Consider the following 2969-nt stretch of genomic DNA (forward strand, 5'->3'; position numbering starts at 1 on the left):
CCCCCGCAACCGCCTCCACCGCCTCCACCGCCGCCGCCACCGGCCCGCAGGGGCACTTCCAGGCCCGGGTCTCCCCCACGAACGGCTCGACGGTCGGTGTCGGCATGCCCGTCTCGATCGCCTTCGACCACCCCGTCACCGACGAACGGGCCGTGGAGGCGGCGGTCCAGGTCACCTCCAGCAGCGGGCAGCGGGCGGTCGGCCACTGGTTCGGCCCCTCCCGGCTGGACTTCCGCCCCCAGCACTACTGGAAGGCGGGCTCGGACATCACCGTGACGCTGCGCACCGCCGGGGTCGAGGGCGCCCCGGGCCGCACCGGCACCCAGGACGAGACGGTCCGCTTCCACGTGGGCCGGTCCCAGGTCTCCACCGTCGACGCGCGCACGAAGACGATGACCGTGGTCCGCAACGGCAAGGTGGTCAACACCCTCCCGGTCTCCGCCGGCGCCGCGGCCACGCCCACGTACGACGGGCAGATGGTGATCTCGCAGAAGCTGCCCGTGACCCGCATGGACGGGGCCACCGTCGGCTTCACCGGCGCGAACGGCAAGGCCGCCTACGACATCCCGGACGTGCCCCACGCCCTGCGCCTGAGCAGCTCGGGCACCTTCCTCCACGGCAACTACTGGGCCGCCAGGAGCGCCTTCGGGGCCGTCAACACCAGCCACGGCTGCATCGGCCTGCGCGACGTCGAAGGCGGCGGCGACCCCTCGACGCCGGCCGCGTGGTTCTACGACCACTCCCTGGTCGGGGACGTCGTCATCGTCAAGAACTCGGGTGGCGGGACGATCGACCCCGCGAACGGCCTCAGCGACTGGAACATGCCCTGGCAGACCTGGGTGCAGGACTCATGACGGACGCCGCCGCGCCCTCCCCGGGCCGGGGCCTGCGCCTCCTGCGCCGCGGCCCGCGCAAGCCCCCGCGCAGGCCGCGGCGCACGGGCTGGCGACGGCTGGTCCCCACCTGGCGCTGGACGCTGGGCCTCACCCTCGGGTTCCTCGTCCTCGTGCTCGGCGCGATCTTCACCGCGTACGCCCTGGTGGACGTGCCGGACTCCAAGGCCGCCGCCGCCACCGCGCAGAGCAACGTCTACCTGTACTCGGACGGCTCGGTCATCGCCCGCACGGGCGAGTTCAACCGGCAGGACGTGCCGCTCGACCAGGTGCCCAAGAGCACCCAGGAGGCCGTACTGGCCGCCGAGGACCGGGGCTTCTACCGCGAACCGGCCATCGACCCCAAGGCGATGCTGCGCGCCGCCTGGAACATGGCCACCGGAGGCGAGACCCAGTCGGGCTCGACCATCACCCAGCAGTACGTCAAGAACGCCTACCTCGGCCAGGAGCAGACGCTCACCCGCAAGGCCAAGGAGCTGATCATCGCGGTCAAGCTGTCGCGCGAGGAGTCCAAGCAGCAGATCCTCCAGGGCTACCTCAACTCCAGCTACTTCGGCCGCAACGCCTACGGCATCCAGGCCGCCGCCCAGGCCTACTACGGCAAGAACGCCTCCCAGCTGACCACGGCCGAGGGCGCCTACCTGGCCGCCCTGCTCAACGCGCCGAGCGCCCTGGACGTGAGCGCCGACCCCGAGGCACGGCCGCAGGCCGTGGCCCGCTGGAACTACGTCCTCGACGGCATGGTCAAGGAGGGCTGGCTGAGCCAGCAGGACCGGCAGGCCATGACCTTCCCCGATCCGATGCAGCCCAAGCCCCCGGCCGGCCTGTCGGGGCAGCGCGGCTACCTGGTCCAGGCGGTCAAGGCCTACCTCGTCGCCCACAAGGTGGTCACCGCGCAGGACCTGGGCCACGGCGGTTACCGGATCACCACGAGCATCGACAAGAAGCGCGAGGACGACTTCGTCCGGGCCGTCCAGGACAAGGTGGTCTCCAAGCTCGACCCGAATTCCAAGGTCGACCGCAACGTACGCGTCGGCGGCGCCTCCATCGACCCCGCCACCGGGCGGGTCGTCGCGATGTACGGCGGCATCGACTACACCAAGCAGTACGTCAACAACGCGACCCGGCACGACTTCACGCCCGGCTCCACCTTCAAGCCGCTGCTGCTCGCCTCGGCCTTCGACCACCGGGCGCGGACCCAGGGCGGCCAGCTGATCACTCCCGAGACGATCTACAACGGCGACAACAAACGGCCCGTCCAGGGCTCCGACGTGCCGTACGCCCCGGAGAACGAGGACCACGCCGACTACGGCCCCATCACCGTGACCAAGGCCATGGACAACTCGGTGAACTCGGTGTTCGCCCAGATGGCCGTCGACGTGGGCCCGGCGAAGGTCAAGCAGACCGCGATCGCCATGGGCGTCCCGGACGACCTGCCCGGCTTCGACGCCGGCCCGTCCATCGCCCTCGGCGTCGTCCAGGCCAGCGTCCTCGACATGACGCAGGCGTACGCGACCCTGGCCGCGCACGGCCGGTACACGCCGTACACCCTGGTCGACTCCGTGACGCGGGGCGGGCAGACGGTGACCCTGCCGGACCGGACCCCGGTCAAGGCCGTCTCCCGGCAGGCCGCGGACACCGTGACCTCGGTGCTGCGGAGCACCGTCGAGAACGGCACTGCCGCCGCGGCGCAGGCCATCGACCGGCCCGCGGCGGCCAAGACCGGCACCGCGGAGGAGGACCGGGCCGCATTGCTCGCCGGTTACACCCCGGACCTGGCGACGGTGGTCTCCGTCATGGGGCAGGACCCCGACTCCGGCCAGCTGCGTCCCCTCTACGGGGCGCTCGGTCAGGACCGGGTCAACGGTGGCGGCGCGCCCGCCCAGGTGTGGGCCGCCTACACCAAGGCCGCGCTCGCGGGGACCCCGCCGGCCTCCTTCGACCTGAAGGCCATGCCGGCCCCCACGCAGCCCCCGTCGCGCACCGGGACCGGGAGGTCCTCGTACACCACCCCGCCGCCCGCCCCGAAGCGGTCGCGGCTGCCCGGGCCACCTGGCAGCACGCACACCACACCGC

General features: G+C 72.2%; 2 protein-coding genes. Both read left to right on the plus strand.

Going from position 1 to position 2969, the window contains the following annotated elements; genetic code table 11:
- The coding region (locus EF918_RS34270; RefSeq protein ID WP_125652777.1) for an Ig-like domain-containing protein at positions 1-854 on the plus strand (854 nt) is incomplete at its 5' end.
- Positions 851-2969 (plus strand): transglycosylase domain-containing protein (locus EF918_RS34275; protein ID WP_148141326.1); only part of this gene is annotated, 2119 nt, incomplete at its 3' end. The genes EF918_RS34270 and EF918_RS34275, both read left to right, overlap by 4 nt.

It is taken from the genome of Streptomyces sp. WAC06614 (genome assembly GCF_003949795.1).
Classification (GTDB): domain Bacteria; phylum Actinomycetota; class Actinomycetes; order Streptomycetales; family Streptomycetaceae; genus Streptomyces.